Below are 6,733 nucleotides of genomic sequence, written 5' to 3'. Positions count from 1 at the left end.
TTGGCCATGAGTCCCACCGAGATGACGTCGGGGAGGCGGGTACCGGTGGTTGGTTTCAGTTGTCCGGAGCGGGGCATGAAAACATGCTACCGCAGGAACCCTTAACTGAACGGTATTGCCTTTAGGTGCTGCCCGCCCGTGCGGGAGGTCGGCAACCGGGAGCTGCTGTGGGAAGGACTGCTCGACGGGACCATCGACTTCATCGTCTCGGACCACTCCCCCTCCACGCTGGACCTCAAGGACCTGGACAACGGGGACTTCGGGGTGGCCTGGGGCGGGGTGTCGTCGCTACAGCTGGGCCTGTCCCTCATCTGGACCGAGGCCCGCCGCCGCGGCATCGGCCTGGAGCGGGTGGTCGAGTGGATGTCCACGAAACCCGCCCGGCGCGCCGGACTGCGCTCCAAGGGCAAGCTCGCCCTGGGCTACGACGCCGACCTGGTGGTCTTCGCCCCCGACGACGCCTTCGTGGTCGACGCCGGCAAGCTCCACCATAGGAACCCCATCACTCCGTACCAGGGCAGGGCGCTGTCCGGGAAAGTACGCATGACCTGTCTGCGGGGCACCGCGGTGGACCTCGACTCGCCCCAGGGCAGGCTCATCCGGCGCGGGGAGAGCTGAGCGGCCTCCGGAACACCGAACGGCGACCACATTGCAAACCCGAACGCCCTGCACGCCCGGAACTCTTGACTGTGACCTTTACCACAGCTACAGTTATTTCACAACACGAAATGTACATTCCACCATTCGGAAAACGAATTCCAATGAGTGCCCCACAAGGTCGGCGTCCCCGCAGCCAGCAGCACAGTTCCCGTTGACACCAGCCTGAAGCCGGGCATCACCCTTTCCGCCACAGGGAGGACTGCACCATGTCCCACCAACACGGTCCTGGCTCGCACGAGGAGCACGGGCATCCGTACCTGATCGATCCGGAACCGTGGGGCACCGGCGACCCCGCGGTGGAGGAGATCGCGCGGGGGAAGCCGGCCGTTCCACAACAGCTGCCCGCGGAAATCAGCCCCCGGCTCTACAACGAGGACCTGGCGCCCACCACCCGGAGTGGCCGCACGTGGCACGCCTACAGCATCTTTACGCTGTGGGCCAACGACGTGCACTCGCTGGGCAACTATGCGTTCGCCATCGGGCTGTTCGCCCTGGGGCTGGGAGCCTGGCAGATCATGCTGGCATTCCTCCTGGGCGCCGTCCTGCTGTTCCTGCTCCTGAACCTCTCCGGGTTCATGGGCGAGCGGACGGGAGTGCCGTTCCCGGTCATGAGCCGGATCTCGTTCGGCGTGCGAGGTTCCAACGTCCCCGCCATCGTCCGCGGCGCCGTGGCCGTGGCCTGGTTCGGCATCCAGACCTTCCTGGCCTCGATGGTGCTACGGGTGCTGATCCTGGCCCTCGCCCCTTCGCTGGCACCGCTCGACGCGGACTCCTTCCTCGGACTCTCCACCCTGGGCTGGATCTCGTTCCTGGTCCTGTGGGTCGTCCAGACGGTCATCGTCAGCTTCGGCATGGAGATGATCCGCAAGTACGAGGCCTTCGCCGGTCCGATCATCCTGCTCACCATGCTGTCCTTGGCGATCTGGATGTTCGTGAAGGCCGGCGGGTCCATCGCCTGGTCCACCTCCGGGGCGCTGACGGGCGGTGAGATGTGGGTGCGAATCTTCCAGTCCGCGGCGCTGTGGGTGGTCGTCTACGGAACGTTCGTGCTGAACTTCTGCGACTTCACCCGCGGCGCCCCCTCCGAGCGGTCGGTGGTGCGCGGCAACTTCTTCGGAATCCCCATCAATATGCTGTTCTTCGCCGCCATCGTCGTCGTCCTTTCGGGCTCCCAGTACAAGATCAACGGGACGGTGATCGAATCGCCGACCGACGTCGTCCGGGCCATCCCCAACACATTCCTGCTGGTGCTGGCCTGCCTCGCGCTGATCGTCCTGACAGTGGCCGTGAACCTCATGGCCAACTTCGTGGCGCCCATCTACACGCTGTCCCACCTGTATCCGCGCACCCTGAACTTCCGCCGGTCGGCCATCATCTCCGCCGTGATCGGCCTGGTGATCCTGCCGTGGAACCTGTACAACTCGCCGCTGGTCATCGTGTACTTCCTCGGCGGCCTGGGCGCCCTGCTCGGTCCGCTGTTCGGCGTCATCATGGCCGACTACTGGCTGCTCCGAAAGGGCAAGGTCAACATCCCGGACCTCTACTCGGAGTCCCCGGACGGAGAGTACGCATACACCCGCGGCGTCAACCGGAAGGCCGTCCTCGCCGGCACACCGGCCGCCGTCGTCGCCCTGGTGCTGGCGCTCGTCCCGGCGTTCACCTACATCTCCGGCTTCTCCTGGTTCGTCGGCGCGATCCTGGCCGCCGTGATCTACCTGCTGATCGTGGACCGCCATGCGACGTTCCACGAGGTAGACGGCGAGGAGATCGCCGTCGCCCCGAAGCACTGACCGGCAAGGACGAAAGAGTCCGGACCTCTGGCCACCGAAACGAAAGGCGGATCAGCATGCGCATCCTTGTGGTCAGCGTCCGATCTGCCCTCTTCGGGGATCCGGTACCGGTTGTCAGGAGCCGGGCACCGCGACGTCAACGATTCCGATGAACCGGCTGCCGATCCCGTCGTATTCACTGCGGATCAGCCCCGGTGCCGGCCAGGGCACCTCGCCGGGCCCATGATGGTCGCAGTAGCGGAGGGTGAATTCGGGTCACCATTTTTCGGCCGTGCGGTCTCGGAGAAGCCGCAGACGCTGCACTCCAGCCGCACCCAGACCCGCTTCCTGCCCTGCGGTTGGCCCGCGGCGGGCAGCTCCGGGGCGGCCCTGGCACTTTCTCGGTGCATAAGACCGAGGCGGTGCACACAGCCCCGAGGGTGCCCGGAAGCTGGTGATGGACCGCAGCGGAGTCAGGGCCAGACTGGCCGGCTCAGAACCCGCCGTCGTAGCTTTCCCTGCGTGCCAGGGCGGTGAACTTCCAGCCCTCCACGACGGCCGGGAGGTCGAGCACCGAGAATCCCCTGCCCTCGGCATTGGCGTGGTCGATCTCGGCCTGCATGTACTCGGCCATCTCAACGGCGTACCGAATGAGGTCCCTTATCCGCTGCGCGTTCAGTGCATCAACCACCTGGAAAAGGGCGACGCCGGACGCCTGTACGTGGACGAACAGCTGGTCGGCTACGCCGAGCGCAACGGACGGCTTTACGAAATCCAGGAGCGGCAGACCGCACACTCACGATGGGCCGCGGGGATGGTCTCGATGAACGGGCATGGATGATCACCCAGAGGAAGAGGTCAGGGCATGGGTGGCCGTCCTCCCAACGTGCCAGCGGCGCACGGTCCCGCACGACTGCCGCGAGATAAGACACGAGCCCGTCCAGGAGAATCAGGGACTCCATGGACAGGGTCTGCTCCTCCTCGGTTGTGTACCGTTCCCATGACGGCCGCGGTACCGTGGCCGGATCCGTGGCACCAGGAGCGTTCCGCTCGGTGACACGGGACAGGTCGGCACATCGCCAGGGTGCCGCTGGCCTCGGGTTGCTCTCTGGAAAGTACACCCGGGACACCGAGTTCCCCGAGGGCGATCACCGGAACCACAACCGCGACGGGGCCGCGTTCGACGTCGGTGAAACCTTCGCGGGTGTCAACTTTGCGACCGGCGTCAAAGCTGCCCAGGAGTTCAGCGGCCAGGTGCCCGACGGCGTCACCACCGTCATCCCGGAGCCGTTCCGCGGCGCAGGCTAGGGCAAACGCTGCGGCGGGAGCGATGTACGACGTCGGCACCGGGCTGGCCACCGGCGCACTGGACATCTACGCCCGTTACTTCCGCGAAGCGATTCATGCGCGCTGGTAAGGAAGGGAGCGACGCCGTCACCAACCGCCGCGCGTCGGCGTATGTCCCGTTCGGGCATCGTCGGGCATTGCCATTTCGGCCCGCAGGCCTAGGAGTCGGATCGGACGGCCCGCTTCGATTCCGGCTGCGAGGTCCAAGGCCCGCGCGAGGATTTCGTTCCGGTCGAATGTCTCGGGAATCCTCCTCGCGTGGGTCTTGGTGAAGAACGGCGCATACCGAACCTTCAGGGTCAGCCCAACCACGGGCCGTCCTTCGGCCACAACATCCTCAAGGACACGCGCTGTCAGCTCCCTTACGGCGTCGTCCACCTGGGCGGGCCCGGTCAGGTCCCGCTGGAAGGTGGTCTCCCGGCTATGCCCGCGGGCAACCCACGGGGTGTCGTCCACAACGCTGGCGCCGTCCCCGCGTCCGAGCTCCGCGTACCAAGGACCCATCTTGGGGCCGAACTCCGGGACCAGGTCTTGGGGGTCGGACGCGGCGAGCTCGGCGACTGTGTTGATGCCGAGTCTGGCCAGCCGGCCCGACACTTTGGTTCCGACGCCCCACAGGTCCTTGGTGGGCCGACTGCCCATGACGTCGAGCCAGTTCCCGGAAGTGAGACGGAAGACGCCGGCCGGCTTGCCGAAACCGGTGGCGACCTTGGCACGGACCAGGGTGTCGCCGATGCCCACGCTGCAATGCAGCTGCGTTCGCTCCAGGACAGCGGCCTGCACCTGCCGGGCGTAGGCCTCCGGATTCTCTGTCTCAGTGCCTACAAAGGCTTCATCCCAACCCAGCACCTGCACGGTGGCGCCGGGCTGCGCGCGCAGGGTAGCCATCACCGTTTCAGACGCCGCGAGGTATGCCTCCTGGTCGACGGGCAGGATCACAGCGTCGGGCACTTTCCGGGCCGCAATGCGTAAGGGCATTCCGGAACCCACACCGAACGCCCTGGCTTCGTAGGATGCGGTCGACACCACAGCTCGTTCCGTGGGGTCGCCCCGACCGCCGACAATGATCGGCTTGCCCGCAAGCTCCGGCCGCCGGAGCACTTCGACCGCCGCGATGAACTGGTCGAGATCGACGTGCAGCACCCACCGGATTCCGCTCACCCCACCAGTCTGCCCTAAACATCCCTGGCAAGCACCGGCTCTCCACCGAGCTTGGCCGCTGAGCCTGCGGCCTCTTGGCCTTCTTTGAATTCCAGCGCCGCCGAACACCGCCAGAGGGGAACGAGGCTCTAGATGGTGCCGTCGAGGAATGCAGACGGGTCTTGACCTTCGGCCATCAGGCGCTCCCGGAGTCGCTCCAGTGCCGGGCCGCGTTCGTCGAGAAACTCTTGGAGGCCAGCGGCCTTGGCTTTGGTCAGGTCGCGATAGTTAGTCATGGCGGATGATGACCAGACAGGTCGGAAAAGTAGCTGGCTTTCATGAAGTCCCCCAATAGCCCTTCCACCAATAAGAGTCGAAGAACTGCCACAAGGTCATTTCATCTGAAACAGAGACCGGCATGGAGTGGTGTGGGCAGAACTGCCGGGAAGGAACCAAGATGCAAGCTGAACACCCCGCCCGTGGACAAGGTGTGGACAATGTACACACCTTTGGCCGGACAACCGGCCACATCAGCGCTCTCTTTTGGCCTCGGAAGGAGCCAAGCGAAACGAAAATTCTTCAAGAAATCCCGTTCAGGTCATGTCATCAGCACAACTCTGAGACATGAATAGGTGAACGGCCAACCACGGCCACCGCAGCAACCCAGAAAGGAGGACGGTTGGCCTCACATCCCAGCAGGCGGAGGGCCCACCAGCCAGGGCACCTGACCCCGCCACCCACACAACCAAACAGGGCGCCGCGGCGGCCAGGCACCAGGCCGCATCAAGCGTCAGAGGGGCCCAACCAGGGTCAATGTACACACGTTAAAGCAAAAACCCCCTCTGACGAGGGGGAATGCTGTGGCCGAGGTGGGACTCGAACCAGGTTCCAGCCCCTGAATTTCCGCCACTCCCCCGAAAACCTCCGCAATCCGCCCCTATCCGACCGATGTACGGCTCGATCCGAAGCCGAAGGTGTGCACATTGTGCACACCTTCTTTTGTGCCCACTTTGCTGCACAACCAAAGATCAATTATCGGCGTTCGATTTGGCCGTCACTGGATGAGAGATCCGCCCACTTGGCGCCAACATATAGCCTCCTATTCGGCTCGGGCGTTTGCCGCGGCAAAACAGGGTTTCGAAGTCAGGCGCGGGACCTGCCGCGGACGAAGTGGAAGATCAGGACGACCACGGCTACAACCAAAAGCAGGTGAATTAACCCGCCGCCGATGTTGCCGAGCAGCCCGAGAAGCCACAGAACTGCGATAACGATGGCTATCCAAAGCAACACGAGAGTCTCCTTCGTTTGGCGGATGGAAATGCTAATTATTGCGCCCCGGCCGCTCTGCGTCCATATGCTTCGGGCAGTAATGACATGACTGCCGGACAGTCGCGCAGGGGCGCTGCCGGCAAGGACCATCCTCGTACTCATCGAGCCCGACTCCGCATCTCCAGCTGTGGTGCTTATCAGCCTATTTCCGGATCAGGTTGCCGGACATAGCCATACCTCGCCTAATTGTCCAGAGAACTCTGGACAATTAGAGGAGGTTCACCGTCAACTCCGGCGCCTAGTGGCCCGGCGCCCCAAGCGGCGTACCATGCGGCCATATTGGAGATGCAGCTTCGGTCAACCGCTATTCCGCCGGAGTTCGCCACTTCGGGACGCGGCGCGTGATCGGCCAACTACTTGCTGAATCAAATTGTCCCGTCTCATTTAAGTTGACCCACGAAAACCCCGGAATCTCGCGGGTTGGGTCAACTGTAGTGAGACAAGTTTTCCCGGTTTGTCTCACTACAGGTGACCCAAATCGGCGAATG

At 64.1% G+C, this 6,733-nt stretch carries 5 protein-coding genes and 2 pseudogenes; 3 read left to right on the top strand and 4 right to left on the bottom strand.

Annotated elements, in window-relative coordinates:
* Positions 1–117: 117 nt before the first annotated feature.
* Together J9611_RS20705 and J9611_RS20700 are read left to right on the top strand one after the other, a co-directional pair.
* Positions 118–618 (top strand): annotated as a pseudogene (locus J9611_RS20705) (amidohydrolase family protein); the annotation flags it as partial.
* A gap of 248 nt (positions 619–866) precedes the next feature.
* Positions 867–2,450 carry an NCS1 family nucleobase:cation symporter-1 gene (locus tag J9611_RS20700; protein WP_211882997.1) on the top strand — a complete coding sequence of 528 codons (1,584 nt, stop codon included), beginning with the start codon at positions 867–869 and terminating at the stop codon, positions 2,448–2,450.
* A 472-nt stretch (positions 2,451–2,922) separates the two neighbouring features.
* On the opposite strand, the gene J9611_RS20695 is transcribed toward J9611_RS20700, so the two are convergent.
* Positions 2,923–3,120: a hypothetical protein gene (locus tag J9611_RS20695; RefSeq protein ID WP_211883001.1), complete on the bottom strand. Its 198-nt coding sequence runs from the start codon at positions 3,118–3,120 to the stop codon at positions 2,923–2,925.
* 384 nt (positions 3,121–3,504) lie between these two features.
* On the opposite strand from J9611_RS20695, the pseudogene J9611_RS20685 reads away from it, so the two are divergent.
* Positions 3,505–3,846, top strand: a pseudogene (locus J9611_RS20685) (aldo/keto reductase); the annotation flags it as partial.
* A gap of 17 nt (positions 3,847–3,863) precedes the next feature.
* On the opposite strand, the gene J9611_RS20680 reads toward J9611_RS20685, so the two are convergent.
* From J9611_RS20680 to J9611_RS20670, 3 genes are all read right to left on the bottom strand, one after another.
* Complete coding sequence (locus tag J9611_RS20680; RefSeq protein WP_443701387.1) at positions 3,864–4,937, bottom strand: DNA polymerase IV; 1,074 nt, start codon at positions 4,935–4,937, stop codon at positions 3,864–3,866.
* 128 nt (positions 4,938–5,065) lie between these two features.
* Positions 5,066–5,212: a hypothetical protein gene (locus tag J9611_RS20675; RefSeq protein ID WP_211882995.1), complete on the bottom strand. Its 147-nt coding sequence runs from the start codon at positions 5,210–5,212 to the stop codon at positions 5,066–5,068.
* 847 nt (positions 5,213–6,059) lie between these two features.
* A complete protein-coding gene (locus J9611_RS20670) occupies positions 6,060–6,206 on the bottom strand; it encodes a lmo0937 family membrane protein (protein ID WP_211882993.1) in 147 nt (48 codons plus the stop codon).
* Between the last annotated feature and the right edge of the window lie 527 nt (positions 6,207–6,733).

The organism is Pseudarthrobacter albicanus, assembly GCF_018224015.1.
Taxonomy (GTDB): Bacteria; Actinomycetota; Actinomycetes; order Actinomycetales; family Micrococcaceae; genus Arthrobacter; species Arthrobacter albicanus.
Note: the sequence above shows the minus strand (reverse complement) of the source record. Positions and strands in the feature narration are given on the sequence as shown.

What these genes read in the sequence shown, in the direction of transcription:
- J9611_RS20700 (WP_211882997.1), top strand. Translation starts at nt 867, where the DNA reads ATGTCCCACCAACACGGTCCTGGCTCGCACGAGGAGCACGGGCATCCG.
- J9611_RS20675 (WP_211882995.1), bottom strand. Translation starts at nt 5,212, where the DNA reads ATGACTAACTATCGCGACCTGACCAAAGCCAAGGCCGCTGGCCTCCAA.